Here is an 18,828-nt window from a genome sequence, read left to right as displayed (position 1 = left end):
TGCGACGGATTGAGGGCCGGCCGCGAGGCCGGCCCTCTCGCTATGGGCGGTCCGCCGGGCTGCGCCGCCCCTCGTACCGGGCCCGCGGCCGGATCAGCGTCCCCTGGCGGCCCTGCTCCATGGCGTGCGCCGCCCAGCCCAGGCTCCGGCCGAGCAGGAAGATCGTGAACGGCGCGCTCCGCGGCAGGCCCGCCGTCCGGACGAGCGCCGTCAGCGCGAAGTCGATGTTCGGCCGCGCCCCCGTCGCCGCCTCGGCGCAGTCCCGGACGGCGTCCAGCAGGGGGTCGGCGGGCAGGACCGCGCCCAGGGCCGCGGCGCGGGCGTCGCCGTCCGGGTAGAGCGGGTGGCCGAAGCCCGGCAGCGCGCCGCTCCGATCCAGGCAGGCGCGCACGGCCTCCCGGGGGTTCGTCGCGTCAGCCTCGTCGACGAGCCGCAGCACCGCCGCCGCGGCGCCGCCGTGGCGCGGTCCCGACAGGGCGCTCAACCCGGCCATGAGGCAGGCCGCGATCGGCGCGCCGGTGGAGGCGGCGACCCGGGTCGCGAAGGTCGAGGCGTTCAGTTCGTGGTCGGCCAGCAGCACCAGCGCCTGACGGACCCGGTCGGCGGTCGCGGCGTCGAGGGACCAGAGCCGCGCCAAGCCCTGATGCAGGGGCGCCCGGCCTTCGGGGATGCCGCAGGACGCGGCGAGATGCGCGACGGCGCGGCGCGCGTCGCGGCACAGGCGGTGGTGCCCGCGGCCCAGCGCGGCTTCGGCCTCCTGCAGAAGCCCGGCCAGCGCCAGGAACGGCGTCGCGGCCGCGTCGGCCGGAACCTCGAACAGCGTCGCCTCCGGGCTGTCCCACAGGAGGTCGGCGGTCGCCTCCAGGCTCGCGTCGCGGGCGAACGCCACGGCGTCGCGGCCGCGGTAGATCAGGCTGCCCCGGTGGACGGTGCTGATCGCGGTGACGACCGACGGCTCGCCCCAGGCCATGGCCCCCGCGGCGATCGCCGCGCTGGCGCGGCTCCGGCCGCGCCGGTCGGCGAGCGTCGCGACGTCGGCGGCCCGGTACTGGCTGTGCCGCCGCCCCGGCGCCCGCCGCGCCTCGATCAGCCCGCGGCTGACGTAGGCGTAGAGCGTCTGGGCCCGGATCCCGAGGGCGTCGAGGGCTTCGGCGCGGTCCAGCCATTCCGTCATGTTGATTAGATGTATCAAGATTGATCGATCCGTCGATGGCCGGCAGCCTGCGCGAACCGATCGAGGGCCGGGACCATGCGCGAACGACACGCCGACCACGACGCCCTGGCGCCGATCCTCGCGGAGGCGCTGGCCGCCCTGGCGCTGCCGCCCGAGGCCGGGGACCGGCTGGCGGTGACCGGCACCGGGAGCCTGCCCTCCTGCTTCCCGGTCACCGCGCTGGCGACGGCGTCGATCGGCGCCGCCGGCCTCGCCGTCTCCGAACTCCTCGGCCTGTCCGGCCCCGCGCCCGCCGTCACGGTCGACCGGCACCTGGCCTCAGCGTGGTTCGGCACCTCCGTGCGGCCGCAGGGCTGGACGCTGCCGGCCGCCTGGGACCCGATCGCCGGCGACTACCAGGCGGCGGATGGCTGGATCCGGCTGCACACCAACGCGCCCCATCACCGCGCCGCCGCCCTCGCAATCCTCGACTGCCCGGGCGAGCGGGAGGCGGTCACGGCCGCCGTGGCCCGCACGGCGGCCGAGGACCTGGAAGGGGCGATCCTGCGCGCCGGCGGCTGCGCCGCGGCGATGCGCGGTCCGGACGATTGGGAAGGCCTGGACCAGGGCCGGGCGGTCCGGGCCGAGCCCCTCGTGGCGGTCGCGGAACGGCCCGTCCAGCACCGGTCGCCGTGGCGCCCGGACCCGGCCCGTCCCCTCGCGGGGATCCGGGTCCTCGACCTGACCCGCATCCTGGCCGGGCCGGTGGCCACGCGCGTCCTGGCCGGCCTCGGGGCCGACGTCCTGCGGATCGACCCGCCCGGCTGGGACGAACCGTCCCTGGCGCCCGACGTCACCCTGGGCAAGGTCTGCACGCGCCTCGACCTCCGGCAGGTCGACGACCGCCGGCACTTCGAGACCCTGCTCGCCGAGGCCGACATCCTCGTGCACGGGTACCGCCCGGACGCCCTGGAGCGGCTCGGCTACGGCGCGGCGCGACGCCGGGCACTCAACCCGGACCTGATCGACGTCGCGCTCTGCGCCTACGGCTGGACCGGACCCTGGGCCGGACGGCGCGGCTTCGACAGCCTCGTCCAGATGGCGACGGGCATCGCGGCGGCCGGGCAGCGGTGGAAACAGGCCGACCGGCCGGTGCCGCTGCCCGTCCAGGCGCTCGATCACGCCACCGGCTACCTGATGGCGGCGGCGGCCGTGCGAGGCCTGATCGCCCGGCAGCGCGACGGGCACGCCGTCATCGCGCGGCTCTCCCTGGCCCGGACCGCGCGCCTGCTCACGGACCATCCCGGCAGCGCGCCGGGGCCCGCCTTCGGCGGATATCGGGACGCGGATTACGCCCCGGAGATCGAGGACACGGCGTGGGGACCTGCCCTCCGGCTGCACGCGCCCGTGCGGATCGAGGGCGCGCCGCTGCGGTGGGATCGCCCGGCCTGCGATCTCGGCACGGCGGAGGCCGCACAAGTCAGACATTTCGGCGGCGCGCGCTTGTCCGGCTCGAAAGCCGCTCCGGGGAGCAGAAGCGCTATAAATTGACCAATCGCGGGAATGTTTTTGCAGCCTCCGCGCGGCGGAACGCTTGACACCGATCTATGTTATCTGGCAATTCGCCTTCATGATCTGTAATGCGTTTTGTCGGCGTTTTTAATACTAGGTTTAAGTGAAGATTTAATAGTCAGTCTTCTTAAAATCTGCACATATCGACCGAAGACCGAAAATAATACCACCGTTTACGTCAAAGCGCACCCGGTTCGCCGAACCCGTCTCGCACTGTGCCAGACGGTCCGACACCGAGAAGGATGACGATGAACGAGTCTGCCCCGGGCCACCCCATCCTGCGCGACGTTCCGATCGGCATCGCCGCCACCGGGATGCGGCACGAGACGGACTCGATGGGCGGGATCGACGTGCCGGCGGACCGCTACTGGGGCGCGCAGACGCAGCGCTCGCTCCAGCACTTCTCGATCGGCGACGATCGCATGCCCAAGCGGGTCTACCACGCCTACGGCTACGTCAAGAAGGCCGCCGCCCTGGTCAACGCCGCCGCCGGCCGCCTGGAGGACTGGCGCGCGCAGGCCATCGTCCAGGCCGCCGACGAGACGATCGCCGGCAAGCTCGACGCGCACTATCCGCTCTACGTCTGGCAGACCGGCTCCGGCACCCAGTCCAACATGAACGTCAACGAGGTGCTGTCGAACCGCGCGATCCAGCTCCTCGGCGGTGTGCTCGGCTCCAAGAGCCCGGTCCACCCGAACGACCACGTCAACATGGGCCAGTCGTCGAACGACACCTTCCCGACCGCGATGCACGTCGCCACGGTGCTCGAACTCGACGAGGTCCTGCTCCCCAAGGCGCGGGCGCTGGCCGACGCGATCGACGCCAAGGCGCGGGCCTGGATGGACGTGGTCAAGACCGGCCGGACGCACCTGCAGGACGCGACGCCGCTCACCGTCGGCCAGGAATGGTCGGGCTACGTGGCGCAGATGCGCGACGCGCTGGCCCTCGTCGAGGCGTCGCGCGCCGGGCTGTACAAGCTGGCGGCCGGCGGCACCGCGGTCGGCACCGGCCTCAACGCTCCGGAGGGGTTCAGCGCGGAGATCGCCGCCAGGATCGCCGATCTCACCGGCAAGCCGTTCGTCACGGCGCCCAACAAGTTCGCCGCGCAGGGGTCGCTGGACGCCATGGTCGCCGCCATGGCGGCGGTGCGCGGGCTCGCGGTCGCGCTGATGAAGATCGCCAACGACATGCGCTGGCTCGCCTCGGGGCCCCGCTGCGGCCTCGGCGAGCTGCTGCTGCCCGCCAACGAGCCGGGCTCCTCGATCATGCCCGGCAAGGTCAACCCGACCCAGTGCGAGGCCCTGGTGATGGTCTGCATCCAGGTGATCGGCGAGGACAACGCGGTCGCCTTCGCGGGCTCGCAGGGCAACTTCGAGCTCAACGCGATGCGCCCGATCATCATCAACAACACGCTGCATTCGATCCGCGTGCTGGGCGACGCCTGCGAGAAGTTCCGGACCTACTCGGTCGAGGGCACCGAACTCAACCGGACGCGGATCGACGAGACCGTGAACCAGTCGCTGATGCTGGTCACGGCCCTGTCGCCGGTGATCGGCTACGACCTCGCCTCGAAGATCGCCCACCGCGCCAACGACGAGGGGACGACGCTGCGCGCGGCCGCCCTGGCCGAGGGCGTCCCGGCCGAGCGCTTCGACGCGGTGTGCGATCCCAGAACCATGATCGGCCACGGGCTGGCCGGCGCCTGAAGCGCGCCGGGACCGTCCGTCCGCCCCCTCAGCTGAGCGAGACACCATGAGCACGAAGGTCGCCGATCTGTTCGTCCGGGCGCTGGCGCAGGCCGGCGTGAAGCGCATCTACGGCGTGGTCGGTGACAGCCTCAACGGCCTGACCGAGGCCCTGCGCCAGGACGGCTCGATCGCCTGGATCCACACGCGCCACGAGGAGAGCGCCGCCTTCGCAGCCGGCGCCGAGGCGCACCTGACCGGCGAGCTCGCGGTCTGCGCCGGATCCTGCGGGCCGGGCAACCTGCACCTGATCAACGGCCTGTTCGACGCGCACCGCTCCCGCGTGCCCGTGCTGGCCATCGCGGCCCAGATCCCCTCGGCGGAGATCGGCCGGGGCTACTTCCAGGAGACGCACCCGCAGAACCTGTTCCAGGAATGCAGCCACTACTGCGAGCTGGTCTCCTCGCCGGCCCAGCTGCCCGGCGTGATCGAGACCGCGATGCGCGTCGCCATCGCCGAGCGCGGGGTCGCCGTCGTGGTGATCCCCGGCGATGTCGGCCTCATGGCCATGCCGGGGAACGCGCCCGAGCTCTCGGCCGCCCTGGTGCCGCCCCCGCCCGTGGTGCGCCCGCGCGAGGCCGACCTCGACGCGCTCGCCGGGATGCTCAACGCGGCCGGGCGCGTGACCCTGTTCTGCGGCCGCGGCTGCGCCGGCGCCCACGCGGAGCTGCTGCAACTCGCCGAGGCGCTGAAGGCGCCGGTCGTCCACGCGCTCGGCGGCAAGGAGCACGTCGAGTGGGACAATCCCTACGACGTCGGCATGACCGGCCTGATCGGTTTCTCGTCGGGCTACCGGGCGATGCTCGACTGCGACACCCTGCTGCTGCTCGGCACCGGCTTCCCCTACCGCCAGTTCTACCCGGACGACGCCAAGGTCGCGCAAGTCGACCTGCGGGCCGGGAGCCTCGGGCGCCACTGCCGGATCGATCTCGGCCTGATCGGCGACGTCGGGGAGACGATCGCGGCGCTGCTCCCGAAGCTGCAGGCCAAGACCGACCGGGCGCATCTCGACGACAGCCTCGCCCATTACCGCAAGGCCCGCGCCGGGCTCGACGCGCTGGCGGTCGGCAAGCCCGGCGGCAAGATCCACCCGCAATACGTCGCCCGGACGCTCAGCGAGGCGGCCTCCGAGGACGCGGTCTTCACCTTCGACGTCGGCACGCCGACGATCTGGGCGGCGCGCTACCTCGCCATGAACGGCAAGCGCCGGCTGATCGGCTCGCTGAACCACGGCTCGATGGCCAACGCCCTGCCGCAGGCGATCGGCGCGCAGGCGGCCTATCCCGGGCGGCAGATCATCTCGTTCTCCGGCGACGGCGGCTTCGCCATGCTGATGGGCGACCTGCTGACCCTCAACCAGCACAAGCTGCCGGTGAAGATCGTGGTGCTGAACAACGGCACGCTGGGCTTCGTCGAGATGGAGATGAAGGCGGCGGGCTTCCTCGAGACCGGCGTCGAGCTGGTGAACCCGGACTTCGCCGCCATGGCGAGCGGGGCCGGCATCTTCGCCCGGCGCGTGGAGGACCCGGCCGCGCTGCCGGACGCGATGGCCGCGATGCTCGCCCATGACGGCCCGGCGCTGCTCGACGTCGTCTCGGCCCGCCAGGAGCTGTCGATGCCGCCGAAGGTCGGCCTCGAGCAGGTGACGGGCTTCGGGATGTGGCTCGCCCGGGCGGTCATCGACGGGCGCGGCACCGAGATCATCGACCTCGCCAAGACCAACCTCTGGCGCTGAGGCGCCCTTCCGAAGCCGGAGCTCTGCCCGATGATCCGCTGCGTACGCATCTGGACCGGTGACGACGACAATTCCTACTTCGAGGAAGGCGTCATCGACCTGCCCCACGGCGAGCGCGGCGACATCCTCAGCGGCACGACCGACGTGGTCTCGATCTCCTTCCGCGAGACCCAGGCCGGCGGGACCTACGCGTGGCACGCGGCGCCGACCCGGCAGTTCGTCATCACCCTGCGCGGCACCCTCGACTTCCAGACGAGGGCCGGCGCGCACTTCACGATCCGCCCCGGCGACATCCTCATCGCCGAGGACACGGCCGGCTCCGGCCATTCCTGGCGCCTCGTCGACGACGAGCCCTGGTGCCGGGCCTACGTGATCCTCGCCCCCGGCGCCGAGGCCCGGCTCCCCTTCGTCCCGAACAAGACCGCCTGAGGAGGGGCCCGATGGCCGAGATCAGCTTCGACGACGCTCCCGACGTGGTGCTGATCGGCGCCGGGATCATGAGCGCGACCTTCGGCACGGTCCTGAAGGAGCTGGAGCCGTCGCTCAGGATCGCGATGTTCGAGACGCTGCACGACTGCGCGCAGGAGAGCTCGGAGGGCTGGAACAACGCCGGCACCGGCCACGCGGCCAATTGCGAGCTGAACTACACGCCCCAGCGCCCCGACGGCAGCGTCGACATCGCCAAGGCCCTGGAGGTGAACACCGAGTTCGACATCTCGCGCCAGCTCTGGGCGCATCTGGTGAGGAAGGGCGCGATCCCGGACCCCCGCGCCTTCATCCATCCCTGCCCGCACATGAGCTTCGTCTGGGGGGCCGAGAACGTCGCCTTCCTCAAGGCGCGCTACGCCGCGATGTCGGCGCACCACTGCTACCACGGCATGGAGTACAGCGAGGACCCGCAGGTCATCGCCGGCTGGGCGCCGCTGATCATCGAGGGCCGCGATCCCGGCGAGCCGATCGCCGCCACCCGGATCGTCACCGGGACGGACGTCGATTACGGCGCCCTGACGCACCTGCTGGTCAAGCAGCTCGCGGCACAGCCCGGCTTCGCCGTCCACTACAACCGCAAGGTCGTCGCCCTCGACCGGGTCGACGACGGCCGCTGGGCCGTGACCGTCGAGGACACCTACGACGGCACGCGCCAGACCGTGACGGCCAAGTTCGTGTTCATCGGCGCGGGCGGCGGCTCGCTGCCGCTGCTGCAGGCCTCGAAGATCCCGGAGGGGCGCGGCTACGGCGGCTTCCCGGTCTCGGGGATCTGGCTGCGCTGCGACGTCGACGCGGTCAGCGCACGCCACCACGCCAAGGTCTACGGCAAGGCCGCCTCCGGCTCGCCGCCGATGTCGGTCCCCCACCTCGACACCCGCATCATCGGCGGCAAGCGCTCGCTGCTGTTCGGGCCCTACGCGGGCTTCTCGTCGCGCTTCCTGAAGCACGGGTCGCTCACCGACCTGTTCACCGCGCTGACACCGCACAACATCGTGCCGCTGCTGGACGTCGCCAAGGACAACGTCGCGCTCACCGAGTACCTCGTGGGCCAGGTGCTCCAGAGCTCCGACCACCAGTTCGCGACCCTCAAGGACTTCTTCCCCAAGGCGCTGAAGCAGGACTGGACCTCGGCGGTGGCCGGCCAGCGGGTGCAGACGATCAAGCCGACCGGCAAGGCGAACCCGCTGGAGGAAGGCGACCTCGAATTCGGCACGGAGCTGGTGGCCGCGGCCGACAACTCGATCTGCGCGCTGCTCGGCGCCTCGCCCGGCGCCTCGACGGCGGCCTTCATCGCGGTCGAGGTCCTGGAGAAGTGCTTCGCCGACCGGCTCACGCCGGATGCCTGGCTGCCCCGCCTCAAGGCGGTGATCCCGACCTACGGCATCGACCTCAAGCGGGACGCCGAGGCCTGCCGCCGCACCCGGGCCGAGACGGCGCCGGTCCTGAGGATCGACAACGTCTGACAGGTTCGCGAGGCGCGGTTCCCCGCGCCCCGCCGGCGGACATCTGAGGGTGCGACGCGCCCGGCCCGCGGCGGCGGACCGGCGAGCTTCGGCCGGAGAGAGGAACGATGGACATCTCCGCCCTGATGCTCTCGCGCATCCAGTTCGCCTTCACGGTGTCGTTCCACATCATCTTCCCGGCCTTCACGGTCGGGCTGGCGGCCTGGCTCGCCTTCCTGCAGGCGCGGGCGATGATCGCGCGCGAGCCGGTCTACGACCGCCTGTTCGCCTTCTGGCTCAAGATCTTCGCCGTCGCCTTCGGGCTCGGCGTCGTCTCCGGCATCGTCATGGCGTTCCAGTTCGGCACCAACTGGAGCGAGCTCGCCCGCCGCACCGGCCCGATCCAGGGGCCGCTCCTCGGCTACGAGAGCTTCACGGCCTTCGCGCTCGAGGCCTCGTTCTTCGGGGTGCTGATGTTCGGCCGCAGGCGGGTGCCGCGCTGGTTCTACCTGTTCGCCTGCCTGATGGTCTGCCTCGGCACCAGCCTGTCGTCCTTCTGGATCCTCGTGAACAACTCGTGGATGCAGTACCCGACCGGCTTCGCCCAGCGCCCGGACGGCGTGTTCGTACCGACGGACTGGTGGGCGATCATCTTCAACGGGGTCGTCTGGGTCCGCTTCCCCCACATGGTCCTGGCCGCCTACGTCACCACCAGCTTCTGCGTGGCCGCGACGGGGGCGTGGTACATGCTGCGCGGCAGCGACCGGATCGAGGCCCGCGCCATGATCCGGATGGGGCTCGGCCTCGCCGCGATCCTGGTGCCGCTGCAGCTGTTCTTCGGCCACCTCACCGGCGACTACGTCGTCAAGCACCAGCCCTCGAAGATCGCCGCGATCGAGGGTCACTGGGAGAGCCAGGCGCCGGCCGGCGAGATCCTGTTCGCGTGGCCCGACGAGGCGCAGGAGAAGAACCACTTCGTCATCGCGCTGCCCGCCCCGATCGGCAGCCTGATCGACGACGGCACCCTCACCGGCAAGGTGATCGGCATCAAGGACATCCCCAAGGCCGACCGGCCGCCGGTGCTGATCCCGTTCTTCGCCTTCCGCATCATGGTCGGCTGCGGGCTGCTGATGCTGGCGCTGGCCTGGGGCGGGATGGCCTTCTACGCCACCGGGCGGCTAGAGCGGGCGCGCTGGCTGCAATGGGCGATCTTCCTGTCGTTCCCGCTCGGCTTCGTCGCAACCCTGACCGGCTGGTTCACCGCCGAGGTCGGGCGCCAGCCCTGGACGGTCTACGGCCAGCTGCGCACCGCCGACGCGGCGACGCCGTTCCTGGCCGCGCCGCAGGTTGCGACCTCGCTCGCCGTGTTCGGCGCGGTCTACGCGCTGATCTTCGCGGCCGGCACCGTCTACATCTACCGCATGCTCAAGGCCGGCATCCTGCCGACCCCGGCCCGTGCGGGGAGCGCCGCCAACCCCAAGCGGCCGCTCGCCGTGCCGGGCGACAGTCCCGGCACCCCCAGCAGCAATCCGGCGGAGTGAGCGGCCGTGATCGAATTCTGGGCCGCCGCCCTCGCCCTCACCCTGATGCTCTACGTGCTGCTCGACGGGTTCGACCTCGGCGTCGGCATGCTGTTCGGGATCGCCCCGGACGAGACGGCGCGCCGGCACATGATGCAGGCGATCGCCCCGGTCTGGGACGGCAACGAGACCTGGCTGGTGCTCGCCGCCACGATCCTGTTCGGCGCCTTCCCGACGGTCTACGCGCTGCTGCTCTCGGCCTTCTACCTGCCGCTCCTCCTGATGCTCGCGGCCCTGATCCTGCGCGGCGTCGCCTTCGAGTTCCGCTACAAGTCCCGGCGGCTGCGGCGGGTCTGGGACGCGGGCTTCGTCGGCGGCTCCTACTGCGCGGCCTTCGTGCAGGGCGTGACGGTCGGGGCGCTCGTGCAGGAGCTGCCGGTGCAGGGCGGGCTCTACGCCGGCGGGGCGTTCACGTGGCTCACGCCGTTCTCGCTGCTCTGCGGGCTCGGCCTGTGCCTCGGCTACGCGCTGCTCGGCGCCGCGTGGCTGTGCGGCAAGACCGAGTCCGACGTGCGCGACCTCGGCTTCCGGCTGCTGCCGCGGCTCCTGCTGGGCGTCCTGGTCTTCCTCGGCGCGGCCTTCGCGTACGCGCTGGCGATGAACCTGCGGGTGCTGCACCGCTGGGTCGAGCGGCCCGAGATGCTGGTCCTGCCGCTCGTGGGGGCCGTGGCCTGCGCCGGGCTCCTCTACGCGGCGCGGCGCCGGATCGATGCCCTGCCCTTCCCGCTGTTGGCGCTGATCTTCGCCGCCGCCTTCGCGACGCTCGCCGCCTCGTTCCTGCCCTACATGGTGCCGTTCAGCGTGACGGTGACCGAGGCGGCGGCGCCGGAGGCGAGCCTGTCCTTCATGTTCTGGGGCGCAGGCATCGTGGTCCTGCCGATCACCCTGATCTACACCCTGGTGGTCTACCGGGTGTTCAAGGGGAAGGTCGACATCGCCGAGCACTATGACTGAGCCTGCAGCCGGATTCCCGGACCCGCCCCGGCCGGCGAGGCCGCGCGATGGCCGGTGAGGTGGCCCTTTCCGACGACGCGCCGGGCCTCCTGCAGCGCCTCGCGGCGTGGTGGCCGCGCGAGGCGGCCGAGGCCGTGCGCATCGCGCTCACCGCCATCGCGGCGATCTGGCTCGCCATGTGGCTCGAGCTGGCGCTGCCGCACTGGGCCGGCTGGACGGTCATCTCGGTGACGCTCGCCACCCGCGCGGCCTCCCTGCGCAAGAGCCTGTGGCGCGCCGGCAGCACGCTGGTGGGCGTCACCGTCGCGATGGTGCTGGTGGCCAATTTCGCCCAGGCGACCCTGGCCTTCGACCTCGCGCTGGCCCTGTGGATGGGCCTGCTCACCGCGGCCTCCAGCGTCGAGAGCGGCCAGCGCGCCTACGGCTTCGCCTCGATGGGCTTCACCGTGCCGATCATCGCGCTGGCCGACGTGCAGAACCCGGAGGCCGTGTTCCAGATCGGCGTCGACCGCTGCTCGACGATCCTGCTCGGGATCGGCTGCGCCTACGCGTCGAACGTGTTCGTGGCGCCGGGCGTCCCCGCCGTCAGCCGCGCCCTGGCGGGGCGGCTCGAGGCGGCCGCGGAGGCCTGCGACGCCTGGATGGCCGCCCTGCGGCGGGGCGAGCGGCCCGGCCCGATGCCGATCGCCGCGGTCATGACCCTGGGCGAGGAGGTCACCGACACGTTCACCGAGCAGCCCTCCCTGCGCTCCGGCGGCCGCGGCATCCGCAACGCCGCCCCCCGGCTGCGGCGGGTGCTCGCCGCGGGCCTGCTGCGGGCGCTGCTGCCGGACCGGCCGGGATCGCGCTCGACCGACCTGATCGGGGCCGGCGGGGCGATCGCCGTCCGGCAGGTCGGGCGCGTCCGGGTCTCGGCGCGGCTCCTGCGGGCCGGCGGGCGCGTGGGCCGGCGGCGCGTCCCGTTCCGCCCGCACCTGCTCCTGTGGAACGACCTGGACTGGGACGGCTGGCACGCCTTCGACAACGCCCTGCGCACCGCCGCCGCCGTCCTGCTCGTCAACGGCTTCTGGTACGTCACCGGCTGGTCGCACGGGGCCGGCGCCGCGACCTGGGCGAGCCTCGTCTGCGTCCTGCTCGCCGCCCATGCCGACCCGCGTGCGGAATCCCGCGCCTTCCTGGTTGGCGCGCTGCTCGCCGGCGTGGTCGGGCTCACAGTCCGCTACACCCTGCTGACGACCACCGGGAGCTTCGCGCTGCTGGCCGCGGTGCTGCTGCCGGTGGCGATGCTGGCGGTGGTCGGCCGCGCCGACAAGCGCGCGATCTACGGGATCGGCTTCGGGTTCTTCGTCTTCGGCGTGCTCGATCCCAAGAACCCGATGACCTACGACCTCGCCGACTCGCTCAACACCGTGCTGGCCGAGCTGCTCGGCATGGCGGTGGCGGCGATCGCGTTCGCCGCCCTGCCGCCGCCGGTGAGCGCCGCGACCCTGCGCCTGCGGGCCCGACGCCGGCTGGTCCGGTCGGTGCGCGGCGCGGCCCTCGACCCGGCGCTCCTGCTGCCGCCGCTCGACCGCTACCTCGCCCGGGGCTTCGGCCGACTCGCCCTCATCGGCGCGGACGACGCGGCGGCCCGGAGCGGCGAGCGCCTGCTCGTCATCGGGCTCCTGCTGCTCGCCCTGCGGGAGACGGACGACCGGGAGGGCCGCCGCGTCGGCCGGGCGGTCTGGGCGCGGCTCGCCGCGTCCCGTCCGGCGGGGCCGGAGACGGTGCCGGATCCCTTGCGCGCGCTCGCCGACCGGGCGACCCTGCCCCTCCAGGCGGAGCGCATCGGGGCGCTGGCCGCCCTCGTGTCGGATCTCGACCGCGCGGGCTGGCCGAACCTCGATCCGGGAGGGCGGGCGTGATCGGCGTGGTCGGATTGCGGGCGGTCGACGTGCTGGGGCTCTTCGTCGAGCCCGCGGTGATCTGCCTGCTCGCCGCCCTGGTGATCACCTGGGCCCTGCGCTGGATCTTGGACTGGATCGGCATCAACCACCTTGTCTGGAACCGCGCCCTGTTCGACTTCAGCCTCCTGACCGCCGTGACGGCGCTGCTGATCCTGTCCCTGCGCGTCCAGGGCCCGTGAGATGGCCCTGAAACCGCGACCGTCGCTGCGCGACTGGCAGCCGCCGCCCGCCTACAACGTCGCCGCCACCCTGCTGGCGCTGGCGGCGGCCGTGGGCCTCGCCTACCTCGCCTTCCTCTACTACGCCTACACGCCCTGGACCCGGGACGGGCGCGTGCGCGTCTACACCGTGCAGGTGGCGCCCGAGGTCTCCGGCACGGTGGTGGCGGTCCGGGTCCGCGACAACCAGTTCGTCCGCAAGGGCGACGTGCTGTTCACGATCGATCCCGGCACGTTCAGGAACGCCGTGACCCAGGCCGAGGGCGCCCTCGCCAGTGCCCGGGCGCGGGCCGGGTACCTCGCGGGGATCGCGCAGCGCACCGCCGACCTCGACGACCTCGCCACCACGCCGCAGCAGAAGCAGACGACCAGCGGCCAGGCGCAGGCCGCCCAGGCCGACGTGGTCCAGGCGGAGGGTGCGCTCGCGCAGGCGCGGCTCAACCTGGAGCGCACGACCCTGCGGGCGACCGTGAACGGCTGGGTCACCAACCTGCTGCTGCAGGAGGGCGGGTTCGCCGCCACGGGACAGCCGGCGCTGACGCTGGTCAACGGCGACAGCTTCTGGATCGAGGGCTATTTCGAGGAGACGCAGCTCCCGCGCATCGGCGCGGGCGACGCCGCGCGCGTGTCGCTGATGGCGTGGCCGGACCGTCCGATCCGGGGGCGCGTCACCGGCCTCGGCCGCGGGATCAGCGTCGCCGACGCCGCCCCGGGCGTCCAGGGGCTGCCGACGGTCAACCCGATCTTCACCTGGGTCCGGCTGGCGCAGCGGGTGCCGATCCGGATCGACCTCGACGACGTGCCCTGCCCGATCGTGCTGGCGGCCGGGATGACGGCGAACGTCGCGATCCTGGCCGAGACAGCCGGGTCGCCGGACGCACTGCCGCCCGGCCGGCGCACGGGCGCGGCCGCCGGCCAGCGCTGCGACGGGGCGCCGGTCGTCGAGTCGCGGCGCTGACGACGCGCGCCGGCCGGGAAAACCGGGCGGCGCGGCGCGTTGATCCGGCAGGCGCGCCGCCGCGCGGCGGCCGCGATCGCGACGAGGACCCGATGGACTACAGGCAGTTCGGACGCTCCGGCCTCACCGTGCCGGTGCTCAGCTTCGGCACCGGCACCTTCGGCGGCACGAACGAATTCTTCCAGCGCTGGGGGCAGACGGACGTCGCCGAGGCGACCCGCATGGTCGATCTCTGCCTCGACTCCGGCGTCAACTTCTTCGACACGGCCGACATCTACTCGGGCGGCGCCTCGGAGGAGATCCTGGGCCAGGCCCTGAAGGGCAAGCGCGACCGGGCGCTGATCTCCACCAAGGCGACCTTCCGGTTCAACGACGAGCTGAACCAGGTCGGCTCCTCGCGCTACCACCTGGTCCGCGCCTGCGAGGCCAGTCTGAAGCGGCTCGGCACCGACCATATCGACGTCTACTTCATGCACGGCTTCGACGCCCTCACCCCCGTGGACGAGACGCTGCGGGCGCTCGACGACCTCACCCGCGCGGGCAAGATCGGCTATATCGGCGCCTCCAACTTCTCGGGCTGGCAGCTGATGAAGGCGCTCGCGACCTCCGAGCGCCACGGGCTCGCCCGCTACGTCGCCTACCAGGGCTACTACGCGCTGATCGGCCGCCACTACGAGTGGGAGCTGATGCCGCTCGGCCTCGACCAGGGCGTCGGCCTGATGGTCTGGAGCCCGCTGGGCTGGGGCCGTCTCACCGGCAAGATCCGCCGCGGACAGGCCAACCAGAGCGGCCGCATCGCCGCCGGCGGCGCCGAGGGCGGGCCGCCGGTCTCCGACGACTACCTGTTCGGCGTGGTCGACGCCCTCGACGCCGTGGCGGCCGAGACCGGCAAGACGGTGGCGCAGGTGGCGCTCAACTGGCTGCTGACCCGGCCGACCGTCTGCAACATCGTGGTCGGCGCCCGCAACGAGGAGCAGTTGAAGCAGAACCTCGGCGCCCTCGGCTGGACCCTGACGGCCGAGCAGGTCGCCCGGCTCGACGCGGCGAGCCAGGAGACCCCGATCTACCCGTACTGGCACCAGCGCGGCTTCGACGAGCGCAACCCCAAGCCGACGCGCTGGTAGGCCGTCGCCCCGGCCGGGACGATCGAGCGATTTTTCAGAAACGATGCGTTTCGATCGTTTCTGTTCCAACCCGGACGCTCCCGGTCCAGGATGCCTGCGGATGGGGGGCCGATCCCCGCGCGGAGGAGCAAGGCGATGAGCTGGCACAGTGCCGATGACCCGATCCCGGGCGACCATTTCAGCTGCGACGCGATCCAGACCCTGATCGTGCCCCGCTCGCGCGATCTCGGCTCCTTCGCGGTGCGCCGGGCGCTGCCCTCCACCGAGTGCCGGATGGTCGGCCCCTTCATCTTCTTCGACCAGATGGGCCCCTCGGAATTCCTCCTCGGGCAGGGCATGGACGTGCGGCCGCACCCGCATATCGGCCTCTCCACCGTCACCTACCTGTTCGACGGCGAGATCATGCACCGCGACAGCCTCGGCACGGAGCTGCCGATCCGGCCGGGCGAGCTGAACTGGATGACCGCCGGCCGCGGCATCACGCACTCGGAACGCACCGCCCCGACGCTGCGTCAGACCGGCTCCCGCCTGTTCGGCATCCAGAGCTGGGTCGCGCTGACGGACCGGGACGAGGAGAACGCCCCCGCCTTCGAGCACTACGACGCCGCCGCGCTACCTGTCCTCACCGGCGAGGGCAAGACCGTCCGGCTGATCGCCGGCGAGGCCTTCGGCGCGCGCTCGCCGGTCCGGACCTCGAGCCCGATGGTCTACGCCGACGTGGCCCTCGAGGCCGGCGCCGTCCTGCCCCTCGATCCGACCTACGACGAGCGGGCGATCTACACGGTCGCGGGCGCCATCGAGATCGCCGGCGACGGCTTCGGCCCCGGCCAGCTGCTGGTGTTCCGCCCCGGCGACCGCATCAGCGTGCGCGCCACGGAATCGGCCCGGTTCATGGTGCTGGGCGGCGAGCCAATGGACGGCCCGCGCCACCTGTGGTGGAATTTCGTCTCGTCCCGGCCCGAGCGGATCGCGCAGGCCAAGGAGGATTGGCGCCAGGGCCGGTTCGACACCGTGCCGAACGACGCCGAGTTCATCCCGCTGCCGGAGGACCCGCAGCCCGTCCGCTACCCGTGAGACGGCCCGCGATCCGGCGGTCCCGCGCGACGTCGCGCGGGTATCGCCGCGGCAGCGCAACCCTAGCGCGAACATTAAGGAGTTGTTAACCATTTTCCGTCGGTGTGAGGCGGACGCCGATGCCTCACCGAAGGCTTGCGCTGCACCCTGTCGGCAGGACGCGTGATGGAACAGACGAAGCACCCCAAGGCCGAGGCGCTGGACCAGATCGATGCCGTCGCGCGCGACGCCCGCGAGCCGACGACCCGGATCCGCACCGGCAACCTCGTCCTGCTCGCCGCGGACGAGCGCGTCTCGGCGCAGGGGCGCAACCAGAACCCGTCGCCGGTCGAGCGGTGGCCCGACCTGCTGGAGCGGGTGCAGGGCGCGGCGCGCTACATCCGGAACGTCGAGGACCGGGCACAGGAGCAGGAGACGCACGTCCAGGACCTGCTGCGGCAGGTGCGCGCCGACATGGACGCGGCCCGCGCCCAGGTGCTGGCGGCCGAGCGGGAGACCCACGAGGTCCACGCGCAGGCGATCAAGCTGATCCAGGCCGCCGAGGACCGGGCCGCGGCCGCCGAGGAGCGGGCCGCGGCAGCGGAGCAGATGCTCCAGCGCATCGCCGAGACGATCGACGCGGAATTCGTGATGCAGCCGGGCGGACAGGTGACCGGCCAGGCGGGCAGCGCTCGGGCTTCCGCGACGCGGGCGGCTTCGTGACCGGCGCGGGCCCTGCGGAACCGCCACGGCGATGAACGCGACGTTCTGGGCCCAGCTCGACGCCCGCATCGCGCGCGAGCGCGGAGAACCGACGGAGCCGGCTCCGGGGATCGCCGACGGCCCCCTCGTGGCCGACGCACCGAGCCCGGCGGCGCGTTCCGAAGCGTCCCCCGAACCCGATCCGGAGACGCCGTCGCGGCCGGTGGCGGACTGGAGCCAGATCCTCGACACCCTGTCGGCCGCGACCGTTGCGAAGCAGGCGCAGGATCAGCGCCTGCACCAGCAATCGACCGCCTGCGAGACGCTGGCCGCGGATCTGGAGGCCGCCCAGCAGGAGATCCGGACCCTGCGGGCGCTCCTGGAGGAAGCGCGGGCGCAGGCGGCGCGGCAGGTCCTCGAACGCGAGGCGGAAGCCGACCGGCGCGTCCGGGAGGCCCAGGCGCGGGCCGAGGCCGCGACCCTGCGGGCGGCGGCGGCCGAGGACTGGCTCAAACGGATCGAGCAGGCGAGCCGGGATCTGCTGCCCGACGGACGGCACGCGGCCGCCTGAGGCCCGGAGCGCCAGCCACGAATCAGCCGCGGCCTGCCGAGGCGGGTCGGCTCAGGCGGCGCGCTCGCCCGGCACGCCGAGGCCGATGGAGCGCGCCAGCGCGGACCGGCGCTCGGCATATTCCTGCGCGACCATCGGATAATCGGCCGGCAGACCGTAGCGCTCGCGGTAGCTCTGCGGGTGCAGGCCGTGGGCCGTGAGATGGCGCTTGAGCGTCTTGTACCGGCGCCCGTCGATGAAGCTCACGATGCCGTCGGGCCGGATCGAGCTGCGGATCTGCGCGGCGGTAGGCCGGTCGCGCAGCGCGTCCGTGTCCCCCGCCGCCTCGATCGACGCCGCCCCGTTGGCGGCCAGCGCGGTGATCGCGTCGTGACACTGCGCGATGAGGGTCGGAAGGTCGGCGGTCGGAACCCGATTGTTCGATACATAGGCAGCGACGAGCCCTGCCGTCAGCACGATATTGGATTGGGGGCTGACGAGGGACGAATCGGACACGTTATGGGCTCCTGACAAGGTCGAGAACCCTCTTAGGTTGGTCGGCGCCGTTGCGCTTGCCTGAAAGCGTGCTACCGTTTTCCCGAGCGCGCGCGGCGAAGCATGAATACAAGAATTTTCTATGAGGACTTTGTTCTCTACGGCGGATTTCAAGCCGAAAGACAGTTTCCGCCTCTGGCGTGAGACGATCTTCGAGCGGATCGTGCCGGTCGAACTTACGCCTGCCGTGGCGCACGCTTTCACCGGCACGCTGGAGGCCGCGGAGGTCGGGCCGCTGCTGATCACGCGCGTGACGCAGAGCGCCGTCACCACCGTCGCGACCCCGGACACGATCCGCCGGCACGGCAAGTACGAGACCCTGAACGTCGCCATCACGCTCAAGGGCCGCGTGTTCAGCGCGCAGGACGACCGCACCGCGATCCAGAATCCCGGCGACATCGTCGTGATGGACCGTCGGCCGGCGACGATGGCCTCCGACGTCGACACGCAGACGCTGTTCGTCGAGCTGCCGCGCGCGGCCCTGGAGCGCGCCCTCGGCTCGACGCGCCGGTTCACGTGCCTCACGATCGGCGCGGATCAAGTCGGCACGTCGATGGTCACGACCTTTTTCCAGGAACTGGTCCGCAACGCGGAGCGCCTGACGCCGGACATGTCGAACCGCATGGCGTCGGTCGGCGTCGATCTCATCGTCGCGAGCATCGCGGAACGCCTCGCGCACGAGACCCCCAAGAACATCCAGGGCGTCCTGATCTTCCAGCGCGCGCTGGCCCACATCGAGGCCCATCTCGGCGACCTGAACCTCGACCCCGCCCGGCTCGCGGCGGCCGTCGGCGTGTCGCTGCGCCACCTCCAGGCCCTGTTCCGCGAGCAGGACCGCAACATCGCCGACTGGATCTGGCGGCGGCGGCTGGAGACCGCCGCGCAGCGTCTCGCCGATCCCGGCTTCGCCCATCTGGCCGTCGGAGAGCTGGCCTACAGCTGCGGCTTCTGCACCCAGAGCCATTTCAGCCGCCGCTTCAAGGACAGCTACGGGATCTCGCCGAGCGAGTACCGGTGGCGCAACCGCGGCGCGGACCAGCTCGCCGGCTGAC

The 18,828-nt window shown here is 72.2% G+C and carries 17 protein-coding genes; 15 read left to right on the top strand and 2 right to left on the bottom strand.

What is annotated here, in order from left to right; all coding sequences use genetic code 11:
- Window positions 1–40 precede the first annotated feature (40 nt).
- On the bottom strand, window positions 41–1,174 hold the full coding sequence (locus LXM90_RS04160; RefSeq protein WP_234081841.1) for a citrate synthase: 1,134 nt from the start codon (window positions 1,172–1,174) through the stop codon (window positions 41–43).
- Window positions 1,175–1,249: 75 nt separating this feature from the next.
- Between LXM90_RS04160 and LXM90_RS04155 the strand changes: the two genes are divergently transcribed.
- From LXM90_RS04155 to LXM90_RS04090, 14 genes are all read left to right on the top strand, one after another.
- On the top strand, window positions 1,250–2,704 hold the full coding sequence (locus LXM90_RS04155; protein WP_234081839.1) for a CoA transferase: 1,455 nt from the start codon (window positions 1,250–1,252) through the stop codon (window positions 2,702–2,704).
- A 269-nt stretch (window positions 2,705–2,973) separates the two neighbouring features.
- Window positions 2,974–4,431 (top strand): class II fumarate hydratase, encoded by a 1,458-nt coding sequence (gene fumC, locus LXM90_RS04150; RefSeq protein WP_026604601.1) that lies wholly within the window; start codon window positions 2,974–2,976, stop codon window positions 4,429–4,431.
- A gap of 46 nt (window positions 4,432–4,477) precedes the next feature.
- A complete protein-coding gene (gene poxB / locus LXM90_RS04145; protein WP_091676006.1) occupies window positions 4,478–6,205 on the top strand; it encodes a ubiquinone-dependent pyruvate dehydrogenase in 1,728 nt (575 codons plus the stop codon).
- A gap of 30 nt (window positions 6,206–6,235) precedes the next feature.
- Entirely contained in the window at window positions 6,236–6,634 is a 399-nt protein-coding gene (locus tag LXM90_RS04140; RefSeq protein ID WP_020091020.1) for a hypothetical protein, read from the top strand.
- 11 nt (window positions 6,635–6,645) lie between these two features.
- Window positions 6,646–8,157, top strand: a complete 1,512-nt coding sequence (mqo, locus tag LXM90_RS04135) for a malate dehydrogenase (quinone) (protein ID WP_234081837.1) — start codon at window positions 6,646–6,648, stop codon at window positions 8,155–8,157.
- A gap of 107 nt (window positions 8,158–8,264) precedes the next feature.
- On the top strand, window positions 8,265–9,677 hold the full coding sequence (locus LXM90_RS04130) for a cytochrome ubiquinol oxidase subunit I (protein ID WP_020091022.1): 1,413 nt from the start codon (window positions 8,265–8,267) through the stop codon (window positions 9,675–9,677).
- A gap of 6 nt (window positions 9,678–9,683) precedes the next feature.
- Window positions 9,684–10,670: a cytochrome d ubiquinol oxidase subunit II gene (gene cydB, locus LXM90_RS04125; RefSeq protein WP_234081835.1), complete on the top strand. Its 987-nt coding sequence runs from the start codon at window positions 9,684–9,686 to the stop codon at window positions 10,668–10,670.
- A 47-nt stretch (window positions 10,671–10,717) separates the two neighbouring features.
- Window positions 10,718–12,574 (top strand): FUSC family protein, encoded by a 1,857-nt coding sequence (locus LXM90_RS04120; protein WP_020091024.1) that lies wholly within the window; start codon window positions 10,718–10,720, stop codon window positions 12,572–12,574.
- Entirely contained in the window at window positions 12,571–12,795 is a 225-nt protein-coding gene (locus LXM90_RS04115) for a DUF1656 domain-containing protein (protein ID WP_020091025.1), read from the top strand. The genes LXM90_RS04120 and LXM90_RS04115 overlap by 4 nt, the downstream gene beginning before the upstream one ends.
- 1 nt (window position 12,796) lies before the next feature.
- Window positions 12,797–13,792: an HlyD family secretion protein gene (locus LXM90_RS04110; RefSeq protein ID WP_020091026.1), complete on the top strand. Its 996-nt coding sequence runs from the start codon at window positions 12,797–12,799 to the stop codon at window positions 13,790–13,792.
- Window positions 13,793–13,884: 92 nt separating this feature from the next.
- The gene (locus LXM90_RS04105) at window positions 13,885–14,916 is read left to right on the top strand and encodes an aldo/keto reductase (RefSeq protein WP_020091027.1); all 1,032 of its coding nucleotides are present in this window, start codon (window positions 13,885–13,887) and stop codon (window positions 14,914–14,916) included.
- A 135-nt stretch (window positions 14,917–15,051) separates the two neighbouring features.
- Window positions 15,052–15,990, top strand: coding sequence for a pirin family protein (locus LXM90_RS04100; RefSeq protein WP_020091028.1), 939 nt, complete (start codon window positions 15,052–15,054; stop codon window positions 15,988–15,990).
- Window positions 15,991–16,155: 165 nt separating this feature from the next.
- The gene (locus tag LXM90_RS04095) at window positions 16,156–16,692 is read left to right on the top strand and encodes a hypothetical protein (RefSeq protein WP_020091029.1); all 537 of its coding nucleotides are present in this window, start codon (window positions 16,156–16,158) and stop codon (window positions 16,690–16,692) included.
- A gap of 31 nt (window positions 16,693–16,723) precedes the next feature.
- The gene (locus tag LXM90_RS04090) at window positions 16,724–17,242 is read left to right on the top strand and encodes a hypothetical protein (RefSeq protein ID WP_020091030.1); all 519 of its coding nucleotides are present in this window, start codon (window positions 16,724–16,726) and stop codon (window positions 17,240–17,242) included.
- Between the two features lie 51 nt (window positions 17,243–17,293).
- Here the strand turns inward: LXM90_RS04090 and LXM90_RS04085 are convergent, their stop codons facing one another.
- Entirely contained in the window at window positions 17,294–17,737 is a 444-nt protein-coding gene (locus LXM90_RS04085) for a MucR family transcriptional regulator (protein ID WP_020091031.1), read from the bottom strand.
- Window positions 17,738–17,858: 121 nt separating this feature from the next.
- Here LXM90_RS04085 and LXM90_RS04080 point away from each other — a divergent pair, with 121 nt between their 5' ends.
- Window positions 17,859–18,827, top strand: coding sequence for a helix-turn-helix domain-containing protein (locus LXM90_RS04080; RefSeq protein WP_026604602.1), 969 nt, complete (start codon window positions 17,859–17,861; stop codon window positions 18,825–18,827).
- The last annotated feature ends 1 nt before the right edge of the window (window position 18,828 follow it).

The organism is Methylobacterium oryzae (assembly GCF_021398735.1).
Classification (GTDB): domain Bacteria; phylum Pseudomonadota; class Alphaproteobacteria; order Rhizobiales; family Beijerinckiaceae; genus Methylobacterium.
The sequence above is the reverse complement of the archived record's forward strand: the minus strand, read 5'-3'. Positions and strand labels throughout refer to the sequence as shown.